16 protein-coding genes and 1 pseudogene are annotated in these 18,666 nt (G+C 69.2%); 7 read left to right on the top strand and 10 right to left on the bottom strand.

The window, feature by feature from the left end:
- The coding region (locus TY25_RS01155; protein WP_174484626.1) for a DUF6542 domain-containing protein at nucleotides 1-633 on the bottom strand (633 nt) is incomplete at its 3' end.
- Nucleotides 634-745: 112 nt separating this feature from the next.
- Nucleotides 746-1,903, bottom strand: coding sequence for a DNA recombination protein RmuC (locus TY25_RS01160; protein ID WP_042253409.1), 1,158 nt, complete (start codon nucleotides 1,901-1,903; stop codon nucleotides 746-748).
- A 236-nt stretch (nucleotides 1,904-2,139) separates the two neighbouring features.
- On the opposite strand from TY25_RS01160, the gene TY25_RS01165 reads away from it, so the two are divergent.
- Together TY25_RS01165 and TY25_RS01170 are read left to right on the top strand one after the other, a co-directional pair.
- A complete protein-coding gene (locus TY25_RS01165) occupies nucleotides 2,140-3,318 on the top strand; it encodes an exonuclease SbcCD subunit D (protein WP_042253410.1) in 1,179 nt (392 codons plus the stop codon).
- Nucleotides 3,319-3,352: 34 nt separating this feature from the next.
- On the top strand, nucleotides 3,353-6,556 hold the full coding sequence (locus TY25_RS01170) for an AAA family ATPase (protein WP_042253411.1): 3,204 nt from the start codon (nucleotides 3,353-3,355) through the stop codon (nucleotides 6,554-6,556).
- Between the two features lie 12 nt (nucleotides 6,557-6,568).
- Here the strand turns inward: TY25_RS01170 and TY25_RS01175 are convergent, their stop codons facing one another.
- The 4 genes from TY25_RS01175 to TY25_RS01190 all read right to left on the bottom strand — a co-directional run bounded on the left by TY25_RS01175 (nucleotide 6,569) and on the right by TY25_RS01190 (nucleotide 11,368).
- The gene (locus TY25_RS01175; protein ID WP_042253412.1) at nucleotides 6,569-7,105 is read right to left on the bottom strand and encodes a methylated-DNA--[protein]-cysteine S-methyltransferase; all 537 of its coding nucleotides are present in this window, start codon (nucleotides 7,103-7,105) and stop codon (nucleotides 6,569-6,571) included.
- On the bottom strand, nucleotides 7,102-8,727 hold the full coding sequence (locus TY25_RS01180; RefSeq protein ID WP_088607126.1) for a DNA-3-methyladenine glycosylase 2 family protein: 1,626 nt from the start codon (nucleotides 8,725-8,727) through the stop codon (nucleotides 7,102-7,104). Before TY25_RS01180 ends, TY25_RS01175 begins: the two co-directional genes overlap by 4 nt.
- Nucleotides 8,728-8,819: 92 nt before the next feature.
- Nucleotides 8,820-8,981, bottom strand: coding sequence for a YbdD/YjiX family protein (locus TY25_RS01185; protein WP_370466206.1), 162 nt, complete (start codon nucleotides 8,979-8,981; stop codon nucleotides 8,820-8,822).
- Nucleotides 8,982-9,079: 98 nt separating this feature from the next.
- Nucleotides 9,080-11,368, bottom strand: coding sequence for a carbon starvation CstA family protein (locus TY25_RS01190; RefSeq protein WP_042253413.1), 2,289 nt, complete (start codon nucleotides 11,366-11,368; stop codon nucleotides 9,080-9,082).
- Between the two features lie 317 nt (nucleotides 11,369-11,685).
- Between TY25_RS01190 and TY25_RS41365 the strand changes: the two are divergent.
- A pseudogene (locus TY25_RS41365) lies at nucleotides 11,686-11,847 on the top strand (carbohydrate ABC transporter permease); the annotation flags it as partial.
- 41 nt (nucleotides 11,848-11,888) lie between these two features.
- Here TY25_RS41365 and TY25_RS01200 read toward each other — a convergent pair.
- Together TY25_RS01200 and TY25_RS01205 are read right to left on the bottom strand one after the other, a co-directional pair.
- Nucleotides 11,889-12,311 carry a VOC family protein gene (locus TY25_RS01200; protein WP_042253415.1) on the bottom strand — a complete coding sequence of 141 codons (423 nt, stop codon included), beginning with the start codon at nucleotides 12,309-12,311 and terminating at the stop codon, nucleotides 11,889-11,891.
- 10 nt (nucleotides 12,312-12,321) lie between these two features.
- On the bottom strand, nucleotides 12,322-13,158 hold the full coding sequence (locus TY25_RS01205; protein WP_042253416.1) for an AraC family transcriptional regulator: 837 nt from the start codon (nucleotides 13,156-13,158) through the stop codon (nucleotides 12,322-12,324).
- A gap of 151 nt (nucleotides 13,159-13,309) precedes the next feature.
- On the opposite strand from TY25_RS01205, the gene TY25_RS01210 reads away from it, so the two are divergent.
- Nucleotides 13,310-14,233, top strand: a complete 924-nt coding sequence (locus tag TY25_RS01210; RefSeq protein WP_042253419.1) for a quinone oxidoreductase family protein — start codon at nucleotides 13,310-13,312, stop codon at nucleotides 14,231-14,233.
- 112 nt (nucleotides 14,234-14,345) lie between these two features.
- A complete protein-coding gene (ychF, locus tag TY25_RS01215; RefSeq protein ID WP_014988021.1) occupies nucleotides 14,346-15,425 on the top strand; it encodes a redox-regulated ATPase YchF in 1,080 nt (359 codons plus the stop codon).
- A 34-nt stretch (nucleotides 15,426-15,459) separates the two neighbouring features.
- Here the strand turns inward: ychF and TY25_RS01220 are convergent, their stop codons facing one another.
- On the bottom strand, nucleotides 15,460-15,777 hold the full coding sequence (locus TY25_RS01220; RefSeq protein ID WP_042253420.1) for a hypothetical protein: 318 nt from the start codon (nucleotides 15,775-15,777) through the stop codon (nucleotides 15,460-15,462).
- A 188-nt stretch (nucleotides 15,778-15,965) separates the two neighbouring features.
- Nucleotides 15,966-16,478 (bottom strand): DinB family protein, encoded by a 513-nt coding sequence (locus TY25_RS01225; protein ID WP_042253422.1) that lies wholly within the window; start codon nucleotides 16,476-16,478, stop codon nucleotides 15,966-15,968.
- A 313-nt stretch (nucleotides 16,479-16,791) separates the two neighbouring features.
- Here TY25_RS01225 and TY25_RS01230 point away from each other — a divergent pair, with 313 nt between their 5' ends.
- Nucleotides 16,792-17,829 (top strand): serine hydrolase domain-containing protein, encoded by a 1,038-nt coding sequence (locus tag TY25_RS01230; RefSeq protein ID WP_052382726.1) that lies wholly within the window; start codon nucleotides 16,792-16,794, stop codon nucleotides 17,827-17,829.
- A gap of 48 nt (nucleotides 17,830-17,877) precedes the next feature.
- Nucleotides 17,878-18,450: a GNAT family N-acetyltransferase gene (locus TY25_RS01235; RefSeq protein ID WP_042253424.1), complete on the top strand. Its 573-nt coding sequence runs from the start codon at nucleotides 17,878-17,880 to the stop codon at nucleotides 18,448-18,450.
- Nucleotides 18,451-18,666 lie beyond the last annotated feature (216 nt).

The raw sequence follows: 18,666 nt of genomic DNA on the forward strand, positions 1-18,666 counted from the left end.
ACGCGGGCGAGCCGAGCCTGCTACCCGGGGCGGTGCGTCGGCGACCGGCGCTGCCGCGGTGCGGCGGCTCGGGCGCGGGGTGGGCTCGTCGAGGCCCGCCTCGTCCGGATCGTCCTTGGGGCGGCGAGTACGCCGGCGAGCGGATTCGGTGAGCGAGGAGCCGCGCTCGCGGCCGCCGCGCGGACGTTTGGCCGAGGACCGACCCCAGCTTTCCCCCCGGCGCGACTCGGCGCCGCTCTCCGCCTGCTCGATGCGGCGCTGCAGCAGGATCCGGCCGCCGCCGATCAACAGGACGAGCACGGTCGCGAGCATCATCGTGGGGAAGCGCTGCACCAGCGGCACCGCCAGGTTCAGCAGCACATCTTTGATCGAACTCGCCGGGCGGCCGGTCAGCTGCTGGTAGGCCAGCGGAACGGCGATCGAGAGCAGCAGCGGCGGCAGCACCATGGTGGTGAACAAGCCGCGATAGCGGACCGCGAGCACGGCTGCCACACAACCGACGATGTACAGCGCGGCGAAGGTACCGGTGAGATCGGTAGCGTCGCCGTGGGCATCGATCAAGAACCCCAGAAACGTACAGGCGACCGCGATCAGGACCGCCGCGCCCACCGGGATGCCCGGGACCGTCGGCAAGGTCGAACGATGCGGCGCGGGCACCCGGGATCGCACACGTTGGGAAGCAGCCACATTATGAACACTAACTGTCGCCGCGCCCGGGGGCGTTATGGCACGGCGGTTCCACCGGCTAATCGTCGGCGTCGGCGAACCCCACGGCCCGCGGCCACACGTCGACCCGCTGGATTGCCGGCACCTCCTGCTCCGCTATTTCCAGGTCGTGCAGTTTGCGCGCGGTGACCATCACCCGCGATTCCACCGATGCCACGGTGTAGTTGAAAGCGTCGACGGCTTTACCGAGTTGCGCGCCGAGCCGGTCCAGATGCCGGCCCGTCATACCGAGCCGGGCGTACAGCTCCTTACCCAATTGCTGAACGGTTGCCATATCCCGGGACAGTGCTTCCTGCCGCCAGCCGAATGCCACCGTGCGCAGCAACGCGATCAGCGTGGTCGGCGTAGCCAGGATCACGTTGCGGCCGAAGGCGTACTCGAGCAATCCGGAGTCGGTGGTGAGCGCGGCGTCCAGGAACGGATCGCCGGGCACGAACAGCACGACGAATTCCGGCGCCGGGTCGAAGGCCGCCCAGTACGCCTTATCGGCCAGCTGGTCGACGTGGGCGCGCAGGTGCTTCGCGTGCCGGATCAGGTGTTCGGCCCGGACGTCGGGATCCTCGACCGTGCTGGCGTCGAGGTACGCGCTGAACGGCACCTTGGCGTCGACCACGATGTGCCTGCCGCCCGCCAGATTCACCACCAGGTCGGGCCGGACGGTGCCGGTGCGGTCGTTGGCGCCGTCACCGCGGGCCGCCCGCGACACCTGCGTGTCGAAATCGCAGTGCCGCGTCATGCCCGCGAGCTCGACCACGCGCTCCAACTGGATCTCGCCCCACCGGCCGCGCACCTGCGGCGCGCGCAGCGCCGCGACGAGCTGACTGGTCTGGCTGGTCAACTGCAGCGAGGTGCGCTGCATACCCGCCACCTGCTCGCGCAGGCTGGAGTAGGCGTTGATCCGATGGTGCTCGACCTGCTGGATGTGCTGGTTCAACGCACCGACCGCGTCGCGCAGCGGATCGACCATCGCGCCGATGGCGTGCGAATGCCTGCGTGCCGCATCCTCGTTCGCCGCGTTGAGCGATTGCCGCAGCAGCCGTTCGTTGTCCGTGGCCGCGGCCAGTCTCGCCTCTGCCGCCACCGCGCGTTGCCCGGCGCGCGCGGCATGGCCGAGCCAGCCGAGCCCAGCCCCTGCGGCGAATACCAGCATCAGTGCGACGAGCATCGGTGCGGTCATAGCGCCGATAGTGCCGCACGACACCGACAAGAACGCCCGCTCGGCAATCCACCGGCACCGTGTCGGCAAATGCGGCCTGGCGCAAGCCCGCTCGGGCCGGTCGGTGAAACCGTAACGGGGCTTACGCAACCCGGCCCGGAAAACACCGTGGACACGCCGCGTGAAATGCGCCGCTATCCGACACGGCGGCCTCGGCAATTGAATTCTGTCGGTGCCCTCGCCTACGGTTTCGCGGCATGCGGATGCTGCACACCTCGGACTGGCACATCGGGCGCACGTTCCACGGGGTCGATCTGCTGGCCGATCAGGCCCGGGCACTGACCGCGATCGCGGAGCTGGTGGCCGCGGAGTCGGTCGACGTGGTGGTGTTGCCCGGGGACGTGTACGACCGGTCCATTCCGAGCGCGGACGCGATCGCGGTGTGCAACCGGGGATTCGAGGCCATCCGTGCCGCCGGCGCGGTGATCGTCGCCACGTCGGGCAACCACGATTCGCCCGCACGGCTCGGCGCGGGCGCGAGTTTCGCGGCGGCGGGCGGACTCCATCTGCGCACCACGGTCGCCGATGCCGACCGCCCGGTACTGCTGGACGACGCGCACGGCCCTGTGGCGTGCTACGGCATTCCGTACCTGGAACCCGAGATCACGCGCGCGGAACTCGGTGTGCCGCAGGCTCGTTCGCACGCCGACATTCTGGACGCGGCGATGGCCCGGATCCGGGCCGATCTCGCCCGGCGGCCGGGGACGCGCGCGGTGGTGCTGGCGCACGCCTTCGTCGTCGGCGGGGAGGCGACCGGTTCGGAGCGATCCATCTCGGTGGGCGGCGTGGAGACCGTGCCGATGTCGGCGTTCGACGGCATCGACTATGTCGCGCTCGGGCACCTGCATTCGCCGCAGACGCTGTCGGAGTCGGTGCGCTACTGTGGTTCGCCGCTGCCGTATTCGTTCGCGGAGAGCTCGCATCGCAAGGCGGTCTGGCTCGTCGACCTTGATGCCGCGGGGCTGGGCGAGGTGCGCCGCCACGACCTGCCGGTGGTCCGCGGGCTCAGCAAGCTCACCGGCACCTTGGACGACCTGCTCACCGACGTGCGGCACGACGCCGCCACCGACGATTACGTCTCCGCGGTGCTCACCGACTCGGCCCGGCCGGTGGACGCGATGCGTAAGCTGCGCGAGCGCTTCCCGCACGCGGTACACGTGGAGTGGGTGCGCCCGGAGGGCAACCCGGAGCTGCGCTACCGTGAACGGGTGCACGGCCGCCGCGATACCGAAGTAGCGCAGACCTTTCTCACCGATGTGCGGGGCGAGCCCAGCGCGGGCGAAATGGCTTGGCTGGAGCGGGCACTCGCGGCCGCGGTCGCCGAGCCCGACCGCGTGCCGACGGCGGCGGAATCGGCCACGGAACTCTCGGCGTGAGCGCCCAGGCCGGGGCGTACCCGGCGGCGGCCGCATGAGGCTGCACCGGCTGGAGATGACCGCGTTCGGCCCGTTCGCCGAGACCACGGTCATCGACTTCGACGCGCTCGGCGCCGACGGACTGTTCCTGCTGCACGGGCAGACCGGCGCGGGTAAGACCACGGTGCTGGACGCGATCGCGTTCGCGCTGTACGGCAAGGTCCCGGGCGCGCGTGGGGAGAGCAAGCGCCTGCACTCCGACCACGCACCGGACCAGACGCCGCCGCAGGTGGTGCTGGAGGTGACGCTCGGCGGCCGCCGCATCCGCCTGACCCGCATCCCCGAGTTCGAACGTCCCAAGCTGCGTGGCACCGGGATGCGCACCGACCCGGCCAAGGCCACGCTGACCTGGCTGGACGGGCGAGGCGAAAACCTTTCCCGGATACCCGATATCGGAGACGAGATCATCCGGCTGCTCGGGATGAGCGCCGACCAGTTCTTCCAGGTGGTGCTGCTGCCGCAGGGCGACTTCGCACGATTCCTGCGGGCGGAGAACGAGGATCGCGAGAAGCTGCTCGAAAAGCTCTTCGACACCGAACGATTCGGCAGCGCCGAGCAGTGGCTCGCGGACAAACGCCGCGCCTCCGCCGCCGACCTGGAGGCGCGCAAACAGGGCATCGACCGGTTGATCGCCAAAGTCGGTGTCGCGGCGGGAGTCAGCGCCACCGAGACTGTCGGTCCACTAGAGGCGGTGGGCTGGTCGCAGGATCTGCTAGCCGCCGCTCGCGTCGAGCTGACCGGTGCCGCCGCGACAGCCGAACGCTGCCAACAGGAGGCGGCGCGGGTGCAGGCGCGCGCCGAGGAGCAACGCCGCCTGCACGACCTGCTCCGCCGCCGGGCGGCTGCCCACGCGCAACTCGAGCAGTACGCCGCGGCCGCCGACCACCGTGCCGCGGCGCGGGCCGAACTCGACGCCGCCCGGCGCGCCGAGCCGGTTGTCACGGCGATCGACGAGGCCAGGGACGCGGTCATGCTGATGCGCGCCAAGGAGAACGAAACCGCCGGTACGGCCCGCCGTTTGGCCACGCATCTGCTGGAGCCCGGCGCGGCGGATCTCGGCGGCGCGGAGCTGATCGGTGTCGAAGATTCGCTCACCGTTCGCGACGACGCCGACATCGATGCCGCGATCCGCCGCTGGAGCGCGCAGATCGGCGGCTTGGACGAGGTGCGCGCCGACGCCGCGGCCGTGACCGGGCTGCACCAGGAACTGGCGGGACTACGGGCCGAGAGCACGGCGCTCACCACCCGGATCGCCGACCTGACCAAGCGGCGCGACCAGCTGCCCGGCGCCCTCGCCACGCTCGAAACCCGGCTGCGCGAGGCGACGAACGCGGCCGCGACGCTGCCCACCCTGACCGCCGAATGCGAACGTCTGCAGGCCGCCGCCCTGGCGGCGGTCGAACTCGCCTCGCGCAGAACGAATCTCGATCACGCCAGGGTCGAGTTCGAGACCGCCCGTGCCGCGCACAACGATGCCAAGGAACGGGTCCTGGAGCTGCGCGAACGCCGGTTGGCGGGCATGGCCGCCGAACTGGCCGGTGAGCTCGTCGACGGCACCCCCTGCGCGGTATGCGGATCCGCGGATCATCCCGAACCGGCCCGCCCCACCGCCGACGCCGTGTCCAAGGACGCCGAGGACGCGGCGGTGACCGCCGAACGCGCGGCCGAAGACGCCCGCGACCGGGTGCATGCCCGAATCACCGGTCTGGAACGCGAGATCGAGGCGCTCATCGCCCGCGGCGGCGACGCCGACCGGGTCGAGCTGGCGGCCGCCCTGCGCACAGCCACCGATCGCTACGAAGACACCGCCGAGCTGGCGGCCCTCGCCGACGGGCTGACCGCCGAGCTGACGCGCCTGCGCACCGACGAGACCCGCCTGCACGACGAACTGCGCGAAGCGGATTCCCGGCGCAGCGCTGTCGCCGCGAACATCGTCGCGGCCGATACCCGTCTCGTGGAACTCACCGAGCGCCTGCGCGTCGCGGCCGGTGCGGACGAAACCATCGAGCGCCGCCGCGCCCGCCTCACCGCCCTGGTCACCGACAGCAGTGCGCTGCGCGACGCCCGCGCCGAGGCCGCCGCGGCGCGAGAGAAGGTGGCGGTCATCGCCGGCCGGGTCGAGAACCTCGCTCGTGCAGCGGGTTTCGTGCCGGACGATCCGCGCTGGAACATTGGCGACGGCACAGAGCAGCACGATGCGGTCCTGGACGTGACGTCCGACCAGGGGGCCTCTGGCCCTGGGACAACAGGCAGCGCAAGCACCGGTAGTGAAGGTGTCGCCGGGACCGCCGCGACCGAACCGGACGCTGCGCCGCGCGATCACGTGGCACGTTTGACCGCGTACGCCCGAGTCGTCAACGCGGCGAGCCGAACTCCGCAGCGCCGGCAAGAGATCGACGCGGAACTGGCCGCCGCCGACAACGCCCGCGCACACGCGCAAGCCGTGCTCGCCGAGCCGGAGATCCAGGCGGCCGCGACCCGGGAGCCGAGTGATCTGGCCGAACTCGAGCAGCTGGTCGAAGTCGCACGGAAGCAACTGAACGCCGCTGTCGCCGCGCACGCGGAGGCGAACCGGCGGGTGAGCCAGCTCGAGGATCTCGGCGGTCAGCTCTGGGCCGCGGTGGACCGGATCGCCCCGCTGCAGCGCACGCACGACGAACTCGCCGGGCTCGCCGAGGTGGTGGCCGGGCGGGGCGAGAACAATCGCCGGATGTCGCTGCGCTCTTACGTTCTCGCCGCCCGGCTGGAAGAGGTGGCGCAGGCCGGTTCGGTGCGGTTGCGCCGAATGTCAGCGGGCCGTTACGAATTCGTGCATTCGGACAAGGCGGGTCCGCGCGGCCGCCGCGGCGGCCTCGGCCTGGACATCCGCGACGACTACACCGGTGCGGTCCGCCCCGCCAAAACTCTGTCCGGCGGTGAAACCTTCATGGCCGCACTCTCTTTGGCTCTGGGGCTGGCCGACACGGTGGCCGCCGAATCCGGCGGCCTGGTCCTGGACACCCTGTTCATCGACGAGGGTTTCGGCGGCCTGGATGCCGACACCCTCGACGCGGTGATGGGCGTCCTCGACGAACTCCGCGCCGGCGGCCGCGTCGTCGGCGTCGTCAGCCACGTAGACGAAATGCGCCAGCGCATCCCCAGCCGCCTGCACGTCCGCCGCGGCCGCACCGGCTCCCACCTACAAGCCACCGTCGCCTGACCGCTCTGCGTCTTACGCCTCGTGGTCGAGTAGCCAGCGTTTGATCGGCAGGCCCCAGCGGAAACCGCCTAGGGCGCCGCCGATTCGGTAGATGCGGTGGCAGGGGACGAAGAGGGCGGCGGCGTTGCGGGCGCAGGCGTTGGCGGCGGCGCGGGTGGCGTCGGGGCGGCCGGAGATGGCGGCGAACTCGGTGTAGGTGATCGGGCTGCCTGCCGGGACTTTGCGTAGTACTTCCCAGGCGTGCAGCAGGAATTCGCCGGAGTGCTGGCGGACCGGGACTGCGTCGATCGCGGTGACATCGCCGCGGTGGTAGTCGAGCACGGCCTGGGTCACCGCGCCGAGCGAATCACGTTGGCGCAGTTCGGCTGGGCGCAGGGACGGGTGGATCAGCGTGCGCAGGTTCTGTGCGTCGGTGGTCCACCCGGCGGCCAGCACCTGTCCTTCGGGGTCGACGAGCGCGGTGAACGGGCCGATCGGGGTCTCGGTCGTTGCGAAATCCGCAGTGCCGGTGCCGATCCGGCGGGTGGCGGGTCGAACGGCGGCGGTCATGGCCGGCTCGCTTTCGCGGCGGCGGACTTGGCCGCGGCAGATTTGGTGCGGTCGGCACGCTCGGTCAGCGCGGCCTTCCACAGATGCATGGACAGGTAGGAGCGCCACGGCGCCCAGCGCCCGGTATCGGCCAGGTCCACGCCGAGCAGCGCGGCGCCCTGGCGGACCACCAGGTCGGTGTTGAGCAGCACATCGGGATCGGCGAGCAGCCGCATGGTCACGTAGTCGGCGGTCCACGGGCCGACGCCGTCGAGTGCGAGCAGGTCGCGGCGCAGGTCGGCGGCGGTGCGGCCCTGGTGCAGTGCGAGTTCGCCGCCGGCCAGCGCCTCGGCGACGCCGATGATCGAGCGGACCCGCCGGGCCGGACCGGTGAGCACCTCGGCACCGCGTTCGGCGATGGTGGCCGGGGTGGGGAACAGCAGCGGAATGGGCCCTTCGACGCGTTCGCCGAGCGCCTCGACCAGTCGCGCGGTGTGCGTGGCGGCGGCCGACACCGAGATCTGCTGGCCGATCATGGTGCGCAGCAACAATTCCGGGCCGTCGAGGCAGCCGGGTACGCGAATGCCCGGACTGAACACGGGCGGCCTGGTGCCGGTCGCGTCGGGCAGGTCTTCGGCGTCCGGCGGCGCGCCCGCGCCCGCGTCGGGCAGCCGGGTGGTGCCAGGATCCGCGAGCTCCGGTGCCGGAAGGTCTTGTCCCGCGCTGACTCCCAGCACCTCGTCGATGCCTACCGGGTCGGCGTCGAGGTCGAGCAGGTGACGCAGGCGCGCGACGGTCGGCGCGAGATCGCGCATGTCGTGCAGTGCCAGCTCCGCGCGGACGTGGTCGCGCTGGAAGCTCAGCCGCGTGGTCGCGTGTCCGTGCGGGGTGCGCAGATTCCTGGTGTAGGAACGGTTTTCCCACAGTTCCATGCCGGGAGCCACGTGCGAGGAGAGGAACCATTCGAGCCAGGCGCGGTCGAGCGGCTCCCGGTAGGGCAGGCGCAGGCTGAGCGTCCCGTTGACCGGCGGCGTCTGGCGGCCATTCGAGCTGGACTTCGTCCGTTGCGCTTCGGTGCGCATCGTGGTCGGGCTGACCGCGAACACTTCGCGCACCGTGTCGTTGAACTGCCGGATGCTGGCGAAGCCGGCCGCGAAGGCGATGTCGGACATGGGCATTGCCGTCGTCTGAATGAGCAGCCGCGCCGTATGTGCCCGGTGCGCGCGGGCAAGCGCCAACGGACCGGCCCCCAGTTCGGTGGTGAGCACGCGGGTCAGCTGCCGCTGCGAATAGCCGAGGGTGGCCGCCAGCGCGGGGACGCCACCGCGTTCGATCACGCCGTCGCCGATCAGCCGCATCGCGCGCGCGGCCAGATCGGCCCGGGTGTTCCAGAGTGGTGAGCCGGGGGCGGCGTCGGGCAGGCAGCGGCGGCAGGCCCGGTACCCCGCCTGCTGTGCCGCGGCGGCGGTGGGCAGGAACGAGACGTTCGCCCGTTTCGGGGTGATCGCCGGACACGAAGGGCGGCAATAGATTCCGGTGGTCCGCACCGCGGTGAAGAACTGCCCGTCGAATCGGGAGTCTCTGGTCGACACCGCCCGATAGCACCGCTCGAAATCCAACACCGTGATCGTCACGCTCACCACAATGTCATTTGGAAGCAATCTCCGCTAGCGGGAATCCGCCATTATCGCCGTCGAGTCGCTGAGCTGCGCGGAGCTCGGATAAATGCTGGAAGTCAGCAGCAGCGGTTCTGCGGATTGCTGTCGGCGTCGGCGTGCCGGATGCGCCAGTACTCCCGTTCGGTGGGTATCGCGCAGCCGGGATGGTTGCGCGTCAGATGCGCGACGTAGCGCTGATAGTCCTGACCCCCGAGGATCGAGTTGAACCACCAGCCGATGTTGCGAACCGCTGTCGCACAGGCGTTTCGAGCGGTCCGCAGGCGCCGCAGGACGGCCGGTCGAGCCGACCGGCCGTCCTGCGGGGTAGCACTGAGCGTCAATGCAGGGCCTTCGCCGCGCCCGGCGGGCGGACCTTCCCCGTGGCGATCAGGGCGTTCCATTCCTGCTGCACTTCTTTCTCCGTGGGGGTCGCGAGGAAGCCCTTCGGCGCGAAGATCTTCGACGGCTCGTCGGGCGTTTCACTGCTCTCGCCGCCGCCCGCGCGCCAGGCTCGCACGCAGACCAGCACGCCGACGATCGCCACGACCAGCACCAGCACCGCGAAGATGATCGACAGGCTGCCCTGGATGAAGCTGTTGCGGACCACCTTTTCCATATCCTCGGCCGTCTTGGCCGGTGCCACAACCTTTCCGGCGTCGAGTGCCGCGCTGTAGATGCTGTGCTGCTTCCAGTAGCCGATCTTCGGGTCGGCGGAGAAGATCTTCTGCCAGGACGCGGTCATCGTCACGATCAGGTCCCAGACCAGGGGGATCGCCGGAATCCAGGCCCATTTGATCAGGCCCTTCTTGATCACGATGGTCAGCACGACGGTGAGCGCGATCGCGGCGAGCAACTGGTTGGAGATGCCGAACAGCGGATACAGCGTGTAGATGCCGCCGAGCGGATCGGTGACACCCATCAGCAGCACCGAACCCCACGCGGCGACCACGATCGCCGAGCACAGCCACGCGCCGGGCCGCCACGACGGATCCTTGAACTTCTTGGCCGGTCCGCCCAGGTTGCCCAGCGAGTCCGACAGCATGAAGCGCGCGACGCGGGTGCCCGCGTCGATCGTGGTGAGGATGAACAGCGCCTCGAACATGATCGCGAAGTGGTACCAGAACGCCTTGAGCCCGGTTCCGCCGAGGAAGCGGTGCAGTACCTCGGACATGCCGACCGCGAGCGTCGGCGCGCCGCCGGTGCGGGACACGATGCTGGTCTCGCCCACGTCCTTGGCCGCCTGCTCCAGCTGACCCGGGGTGACCGGCGGGCCGCTGAGCCCGAGGCTGTTGGTGTAGGCCGCCGCCTTCTCTGCGGTGCCGCCCGTGACGCCGGCGCCCGCGTTCATCGCGAAGTAGAGGTGCTGGTCGATGATGCTGGCGGTGATCATCGCCATGACCGCGACGAACGATTCCATCAGCATGCCGCCGTACCCGATCATCCGGGCGTGCGACTGCTTCTCCAGCAGTTTCGGCGTGGTGCCCGAGGACACCAGCGCGTGGAAGCCGGACAGTGCGCCACAGGCGATGGTGATGAACAGGAACGGGAACAGGCTGCCCGCGAACGCCGGCCCGTTGCTCGAACTCGCGAACTGGGAGACCGCGGGGGCCTTGAGCACGGGCATGGTGATCAGCACGCCGACGGCCAGCAGGACGATGGTGCCGATCTTCATGAAGGTGGACAGGTAGTCGCGCGGCGCGAGCAGCAGCCACACCGGTAGCACCGAGGCGATGAAGCCGTAGGCGATGAGGAACCAGGCGATGGTGGTGCCCGACAGCGTGAACCAGTCCTGGCCCCAGCTGGATTCGGCGACCCAGTTACCCGAGATGATCGCGAGCATGAGCAGCGCGAAACCGATCAGGGAGACCTCGCCGACCTTGCCGGGGCGCAGGTAGCGCAGGTAGACGCCCATGAACAGGGCGATCGGGATGGTCATCGCGATGGAGAACACGCCCCATGGGCTGCCGCCCTGCAGCACGCCGTCCTTGCCCGGGGTCGCGGCCAGCGCGTTCACCACGACGATGCCGAGCACCGCGAGCAGGATCATCATGATCACCAGCACGGCGACGATGGCGGCGATACCGCCGACCACGCCGAGCTCGTCACGCGCCATCTGCCCGAGGCTGCGGCCGCGGCGGCGGGTCGAGGCCCACAGCACCAGGTAGTCCTGCACCGCACCGGCGAACACGACACCGAACACGATCCAGAGCGTGCCGGGCAGGTAGCCCATCTGCGCGGCCAGGACCGGACCGACCAGGGGACCCGCGCCCGCGATGGCGGCGAAGTGGTGCCCGAAGAGCACCCGCCGGTCCATCGGCATGTAGTCCTTGCCGTTCTCCAGGATCTCGGCGGGCGTGGCCTGATCGTCGCGCGGCTTGGTGATCCGGTGTTCGATCAGCCTGGAGTACAGCTGGTAGGCGAGCACATAGGTACAGACCGCCGCGACCACGATCCACACCGCGTTGACCGACTCGCCCCTGGCGATGGCCAAGACGGCCCAGGCGATCGCGCCCACCACGGCGATCACCGCGAAAATGGCCTTTTTGGTGGGGGTGATAGGCGAACGGTCCACGACACCCACGGGAGGGAGGTCGGGATCAGTCCGGAGGTATTCGATGGTCGCCATGCGAACTACTCTCCCGTGAGATCGAGCTTGACTTGCTGAAACGTTGACAACGTAGCTGAACTGAAGCGCGCTCGAGCCGGACTTAGGGAAGTCTGAACATTCGCTGCATTTCGTTCTCGGCGCGGCGACTCGCCCTGTGTCTTCCTACGAGTCGCGGCGCGCGGCGGGTACGGGTGGCCCACGTGACGCTGTGCTCCGGGGGCCTGGGTCGAGGTCGCCGGTTGTTCGCCGGTTCGGCTGGGCGTGTTCCCTCGCCCGGCGATGTTGCCATCCGTATGCTGCCATGCCGGGTCGGGCATTCGTTGGTCGGACCCACCGTGGAGGAGGCGGCGATCCTCGACGGCTGCACCCCGTGGCAGGTCTACCGGCGGGTGTTGCTGCCGCACACCCGTCCCGCGCTGATGGTGCTCACCTGGATCACCGTGTGGAACGACTTCCGGTGGCCGCCGGTGATGATCCAGCGGCAAACGGCCCGGACCCCGCGGTCGCCGGGCCGTTCGAGACAGCTAGGGCAGCAAGGCTATTCGCCCCAGTAGGTGCCGAAACTCCACAGGTTGCCCTCGGGGTCGCGGACCACGAAGCCGCGCGAGCCGTAACTCTCGTCCTGCAGGCCGCGGATCACCTCGGCGCCGGCGGCCGAGGCGCGCTCGAACAGCGCGTCGGGGTCTTCGCAGACCAGATAGACCGAGTCGTTGCCGGGCAGGCGCTTGCCGAAAACACCCGCGTCCTTGCACGAGCTGCCGAACATGATGCCGCCGCCCAGCGGCCAGCGCATTTCCGCGTGCTCGATCACCGAGGGGTCGTCTTCGCGGGCGTACATCGCGGTCTGCACGAAGCCGAACGCCTCGGCGAGAAACGTGGCCATGGCTCGGCTGTCCCGGAAGGTCATGGTGGGCCAGACCGCGGTGCGGGTGGTGATATCGGTATTCGCTGGATTCGTCATGCGTCCAGCCTCACTCGGCCGACCCCGCCCCGTCTTGGACGGATGGAACCTCCTCGGCCAGCCAGATCGTCGGGCTGGCGCCCGCGAGTTCGGCGAAGTCGCGATTCAGATGCGCCTGGTCGTAGTAGCCGCACGCGGCCGCCACCTGGGCGATGGAGATATGGGAAGGGGTGCGCTGCAGCATCCGCCGGGCCCGCTCGAAGCGGGCGATCCGGGCCGCCAGCTTGGGGCTCAGCCCGAACTCGGCGCCGAAGCGGCGCGCCAAATGCTGTCTGCTCCAGCCGATCTCGTCCGCCAGCGCGCCGACGGCGAGCGCGCCGCCGGACCCGACCACCGTGCGCCACGCCCACGTCAGTTCCGGCCCGACCAGTCGTTCGGGCTGCGCGATCCGGCCCAGGATCCGGTCGCAGGTCGCGAAGCGCGCGGCCCAGGTGGCCGGGCCCTGCAACCGCTCCCACAGCTCGGTGCCGACCGGCCCCACGACATCCGCCAACTCGACCGAGACATCCCAGAGCGCCGCCGCGGGCGTCCCGAACAGTGCCCGGCTGCCCAGCGGGGTCAGCGCGACCGCGACGCCCTCCTGGTGACCGGTATGCGAGATGAGCGCGGAACTGGCCTGCAGTCCGCCCAACGAACACCGGTAGTCCTGGGGCGACTGCCGCGGATCGGTCTGCGCGACAACGTCGATGGTCGGTCCGATGCTGACGATGAACGTCATGTGCGCGGACGGCAGGCCACGGTGCAGGCCCGCCGGATACCCCACCATCCGGTAGCCCACGTAGTGGTCGATGAACCGCGCGAGCACCGGCGCCGGTCGCGCCGTCACCATCTCGGTGCTCGGCTCCATGCAGGTCACGCTACGCCTCGCGGGCCGCGGTGCAAGGTGGCCCGGCGCTTCACCAGCACTGCCGCCCGCCGGTGAGATGTCGCACTCGGGGGTGTGGTTCGACGGCGATCTGCGGTTACCGTGGCCACTTCTGATGAGTTGTGGAGGTGTGATGCGTCGGGTCCAGTACGAGCGCAGCGGTGGTCCGGAAGTGCTCGAGGTCGTGGCGGTCGAGGTGCCGACGCCGGGTCCTGGCGAATTGCTGGTGCGGGTCGAAGCGATCGGCGTGACCTTGCCGGTGGTGCGGAAGGTGCGCGAACAGCGCGAGCCGATCGCGCTCGGCGGCGAGATCGCCGGTGAGGTGGTTGCCGTCGGTGAAGGGGTCACGGGTTACCAACCCGGCTATCGGGTGACCGGGCTGGTGTTCGGGCACGGCTACGCCGACTACGCCCTGCTCTCTGCGGCGATGGCCTCGCCCATCCCCGACGGCGGGTCCGCCGTCGACGCGGTCGCGCTGGTGCGCAGCGGTCTGGTCGCGCTGGGTGCGCTCGACGCGGCGCAGCCCAAGGATGGTGAATCGGCGCTGATCACGGCGGCAGCCAGCGGCGTCGGCCATCTCGCCGTGCAGCTGGCCCGGCTGCGTGGGGCCGCGCGCGTCGTCGGTGCGGTCTCCGATCTCGCCAAGGCCGAGTTCGTGCGCGATCTCGGGGCCGACGAAGTCGTCGAATACGGCCAGGAATCGTGGGGCGCGCCCGTCGACTACGCGCTCGACGCGGTCGGCGGCGAGCTGCTCGGACCGGCCATCGCGGCCGTCGCGCCCGGCGGACGGCTGGTCGCCTACAGCTCCGGCGGCGGCACCATCCAGGCCTACGACCTGCTCGTCGGGGCCAAATCGGTGATCGGCTTCCAGGTGGCGCGGATCGCGCAGGGACAGCCCGACCTGTTCGACCACTGGCGGCAGGAACTGTGGCAGTTCCTCGCTTCTGGTCTGCTGCGGCCCGTCGTGCACGCGGAGTTCGCGCTCGACGACGCTGTCGCGGCGCATCGGGTGATCGAGGGGCGTGCCAACCTCGGCAAGGTTGTGCTGGTGCCCTGATCGCATGCCGGCTTTCCGCACCCGGCAGTGTTTGACTGTTCGGGTGCGGGAAACCGTGGGGGTGGCGGCCGGTGCAGGTAGAAGTGCGTCTGCCGCGTAGACTTCCGTTCTCGTGAGTCTCACCCTCGGAATCGTCGGCCTGCCCAACGTCGGAAAGTCGACGCTTTTCAACGCGCTGACCAAGAACGACGTGCTCGCCGCGAACTATCCGTTCGCGACCATCGAGCCGAACGTCGGCGTCGTGCCGCTGCCGGATCCGCGGTTGAACAAGCTCGCCGAGATCTTCGGTTCCGAGCGGATCGTGCCCGCCGTCGTGTCGTTCGTCGATATCGCGGGCATCGTGAAGGGCGCCTCCGAGGGCGCCGGGCTCGGCAACAAGTTCCTCGCCAACATCCGTGAGGCCGACGCCATCTGCCAGGTCGTGCGGGTGTTCGCCGACGACGACGTGGTGCACGTGGACGGCCGGGTCGATCCCGCCGCCGATATCGAGGTGATCGAGACCGAGCTCATCCTCGCCGATCTGCAGACCTTGGAGAAGGCGGTCCCGCGCTTCGAGAAGGAAGCGAAGATCAAGAAGGATCGCAAGCCGATCGCCGATGCCGCCAAGGCCGCGCAGGAGATCCTGAACGAGGGCACCACCCTGTTCGCCGCGGGCAACAAGGTGGATACCGAACTGCTCAAAGAACTTTCGCTGCTCACCACCAAGCCTTTCCTCTACGTCTTCAACGCCGACGAGTCGGTGCTGACCGACGAGGCGAAGGTCGCCGAGCTGAAAGCCGCTGTCGCACCGGCGGATGCGGTCTTCCTCGACGCCAAGGTGGAAGCCGAACTGCTCGAGCTGGACGACGAGTCCGCCCTCGAACTCCTCGAATCCATCGGCCAGACCGAACCCGGCCTGCACGCCCTGGCCCGCGCCGGTTTCCACACCCTCGGCCTGCAGACCTACCTCACCGCCGGCCCGAAAGAGGCCCGCGCCTGGACCATCCACCAGGGCGACACCGCCCCCAAGGCCGCAGGCGTCATCCACACCGACTTCGAGCGCGGCTTCATCAAAGCCGAAGTAGTCGCCTACACCGACCTCATCGAAGCCGGCTCCATGCCCGCCGCCAAATCCGCCGGCAAGGTCCGCATGGAAGGTAAGGACTACATCATGCACGACGGCGACGTAGTCGAATTCCGCTTCAACGTTTGATCTTTCGCCACGGGCCCGGCTGGGGGCAAGGGGTCTAGGCTTGGATTACCTCTACTTTGACGAGGGCGTTGAAGGAGTCGCAGCTGGCCCAGGATTGGTTTTGGCCGTATTGGATGGGGCCGTATTTCCAGTAGGTGAAGGGGACGGGCCAGGCTACGCAGGTGAGTTTGACCTGGTGCCAGGTGGGGAGTTCGCAGTTGGCCATGCCGCCGGTGTTGAAGATGTTGTAGACGTGGCAGTTGGCTTCCCAGACCGGTACGTCGGCCTGGGCCATGCCGCCACCGGCGAACACTGTGGCCGCGGTGGCGGTGGCAACGACGGCCCCGGCCGCAAGGCGCTTCGCAGTTAACATCTCGAACCTCCTGAATCGATGTTGTGTGGATCACATCGCAGGCGGCTGTCGTTTGTTACTCATCGGGCTTTGACGTGCTCAAACAAGGATGGGCGGCTTAGCGTGGGCGTGTCACGCTCGCCTGGATCAAACGATTCGGCTGCTACGGGACCGGGTAGCGGCTATCCCGTAGCGAAGGTGGGGCCTCGCTATTCCCCCGTCTGTCCGTCGATGGCTTCGCGGAGCAGGTCGGCGTGCCCGTTGTGGCGGGCGTATTCCTCGATCATGTGGAGGAGGATCCAGCGCAGGGAATAGGTTTCGCCGTTCGAGGGGCGGGTGGCGGTGGTGTCGAGGGCCGGGGCGGCGGCGACGATTTCGCGGGAGCGGTCACATTCGTTGCGCCACAACTGGATCGAGGCGATCGGGTCGGCGTCCTCGACGTGGAAGTCGGTGTCTTCGGCGGGATCGGTGGCCCAGTAGAGCGGGGGTGCCTCCGTACCTGCGTAGACCCGGGTGAACCAGGTGCGTTCCACCTCGGTCAGGTGACGGACCAGGCCGAGCAGGGACAGGGCGGACGGCGGCACCGCCCGCCGCCGCAACTGTTCGGCGGTGAGCCCGGCACACTTCCAGTCCAAGGTGTCTCGCTGGAATTGGAGAAAGCCGACGAGCATCTCGTACTCGCCGGCCACCAGAGGTGCTTCGCTGCGCTGACCGGACTCCATGCCGTCATCATGCCGGGCGGGTCGGACACCGGCAGCGGAAGGCGATCGGCACTGGCGGAAAGCCGGATGGCCGCTGACCGGGGTGGGGTCAGCACTACCGGAAAGAAGGGTGTTCGCTGGATGGGAGGGGGACAACGCGGCTCGTAGCGTGATCGTGGTGTGGGAAGCGAATGGGTTGCGTAACAGGGTTTGTTGTCGATTGGCCGCCGCCGTGGCGGCGGCGGGAGTGCTGGTAGCGGGGTGTAGTTCTGCGGAAAGTGACAGCGGTGCAACAGCATTCGGCGCGACCGGACAGGCGCAGGTCGTAGAGGGCTTGAATCGCCTGATTTCCGACGATCACCTGCCCGGCGCACAGGTGGTGGTGAGCGAGCGGGGGCAGGTGTGGACGGCGCACGCGGGGTTTGGGGATATCGAGCGCGGCACACCGATCACGGACGACGCGCGCATCCGGATCGGCAGCAACACCAAGCCGTTCGTAGCCACGGTCATGCTGCAACTGGTGGCCGAGGGCAAGGCCGAGCTGGACGCGCCGGTGGAGCGTTACCTCCCAGGGCTGGTGCACGGTCCGGGGATCGACGGCAATCGGATCACCATGCGAAATCTGTTGCAGCACACCAGCGGGCTACCGGAGTACGCGGCGGAGTTCGGGGCGACGCCGAAACCGGGACAGGTCGACACGCATGCCGAACACGTGCGGTGGGGGATCACCGACATCCACGAGGTGGTGCGCAATGTCTTGACTGTGCCCGCGGACTTCGAGCCGGGTGCGCGATGGGCCTACTCCAACACCAACTACGCCATCGTCGGCATGGTGATCGAGAAATTGACCGGCGGCTCGCTGGGCGAGGAGATCACGCGCCGCGTCATCGAACCGCTCGGGTTGCGCGACACCTACTATCCGGACGCCGCGGAGACCGACATCCGCGGGCCGCATCCGGTGGGCTACGCCGTGTTCGGCGGGGACCGGGTCGACTACACGCGACAGAACGTGTCGGTGGCCGGCGCGGCAGGCGCGATGGTGTCGACCGGCGCGGACCTCAACCGGTTCTTCACCGCGCTGATGAACGGTGAACTGGTGCCGCCCGCTCAGCTGGCGGAGATGAAACGGACTGTGCCATTGGAGGTCTCGGGGCCGCCCGCAGGTTACGGACTCGGCCTCATGCAACGCCGGCTGCCGTGCGGCAAGGACAGCTGGGGGCACGGCGGTGATATCGACGGGTTCGAAACCCGCGGTGGTGTCACCGAAGACGGACGGGCGGTGACCGTGAGCATCAACCAGGTGCCCGAATCCGCCCAGCCTGCAGCCGATGTCATGAAGGTCGTCGACGCGGCACTCTGCGCCACGAGCTGAACCGGCTACGGTTGTCGGCAGAACCGGCGTGCGAAGGTGAGGTCGATCGTGTTCTCTCTCCCGTTGACCGAGACCGCCCGGCTCGGCCCGCTGGAGCCGTGGCAGGCCGAGGAATTCGCCGCGCATCTGGATCGGGCCCGCGAGCACATCCGGCCGTGGGTGAGCGCCGCGTTCGTCACCGACGATATGGACGGCGCGCGGGACACGCTGCGCCGGTACGCCGAGGGGCAAGCCGCGGATGGCCGACGCCTGTACGGGATTTGGCTGCAAGGCGTGCTGGTCGGCGGGGTGATGTTCGTCGATTTCGACGCTACCGCGGGTTCCTGCGAGCTCGGTTGCTGGCTCGAGCCCGCCGGCGAGGGGCACGGACTGATCACCGCGGCCTGTCGCGCACTGCTGGATTGGGCCTTCGGCGTGCGCGGCCTGCACCGCGCCGAATGGCATTGCCGCGCAGACAACGAGCGCAGTTCCGCCGTGGCCGCGCGACTCGGCATGACGCTCGAAGGTGTGCCGCGCGCGGCCTGGCGCTACGGCGGCACCTGGCACGACGAACAGATCTGGGCGATTCTCGCCACTGAATGGACTGCGCTGTCGGCGATTACCCGGGGCGCCGGGCAGTAACGAGGACGGGTCTTCGCTCGATCGAAGTATGCGGACGTTGGTCCGCATATTCAGTGCCACCTTGCGGGTGGGGGTGCTGCCGCGGCAGCAGGAGGAGACGAGGTTCGGATGATCCGGACGGGTGGACGGCTGCGCGTTGTCCTGAGTGCGCTGGTGGCAGTTGTCTTGTCGATGGTGGTGTTCGCCGGATGTAGTGCCCAGGAGACTGATTCGGGA

The organism is Nocardia brasiliensis NBRC 14402, from assembly GCF_000308475.2.
GTDB lineage: Bacteria > Actinomycetota > Actinomycetes > Mycobacteriales > Mycobacteriaceae > Nocardia > Nocardia brasiliensis.

Bases quoted from the DNA above. Each gene is read 5' to 3' on its own strand.
- TY25_RS01220 (WP_042253420.1), bottom strand. From the start codon at position 15,777: ATGTTAACTGCGAAGCGCCTTGCGGCCGGGGCCGTCGTTGCCACCGCC.
- TY25_RS01170 (WP_042253411.1), top strand. From the start codon at position 3,353: ATGAGGCTGCACCGGCTGGAGATGACCGCGTTCGGCCCGTTCGCCGAG.
- TY25_RS01200 (WP_042253415.1), bottom strand. From the start codon at position 12,311: ATGACGAATCCAGCGAATACCGATATCACCACCCGCACCGCGGTCTGG.
- TY25_RS01165 (WP_042253410.1), top strand. From the start codon at position 2,140: ATGCGGATGCTGCACACCTCGGACTGGCACATCGGGCGCACGTTCCAC.
- TY25_RS01160 (WP_042253409.1), bottom strand. From the start codon at position 1,903: ATGACCGCACCGATGCTCGTCGCACTGATGCTGGTATTCGCCGCAGGG.
- TY25_RS01210 (WP_042253419.1), top strand. From the start codon at position 13,310: ATGCGTCGGGTCCAGTACGAGCGCAGCGGTGGTCCGGAAGTGCTCGAG.
- TY25_RS01225 (WP_042253422.1), bottom strand. From the start codon at position 16,478: ATGGAGTCCGGTCAGCGCAGCGAAGCACCTCTGGTGGCCGGCGAGTAC.
- TY25_RS01190 (WP_042253413.1), bottom strand. From the start codon at position 11,368: ATGGCGACCATCGAATACCTCCGGACTGATCCCGACCTCCCTCCCGTG.
- TY25_RS01205 (WP_042253416.1), bottom strand. From the start codon at position 13,158: ATGGAGCCGAGCACCGAGATGGTGACGGCGCGACCGGCGCCGGTGCTC.
- TY25_RS01175 (WP_042253412.1), bottom strand. From the start codon at position 7,105: ATGACCGCCGCCGTTCGACCCGCCACCCGCCGGATCGGCACCGGCACT.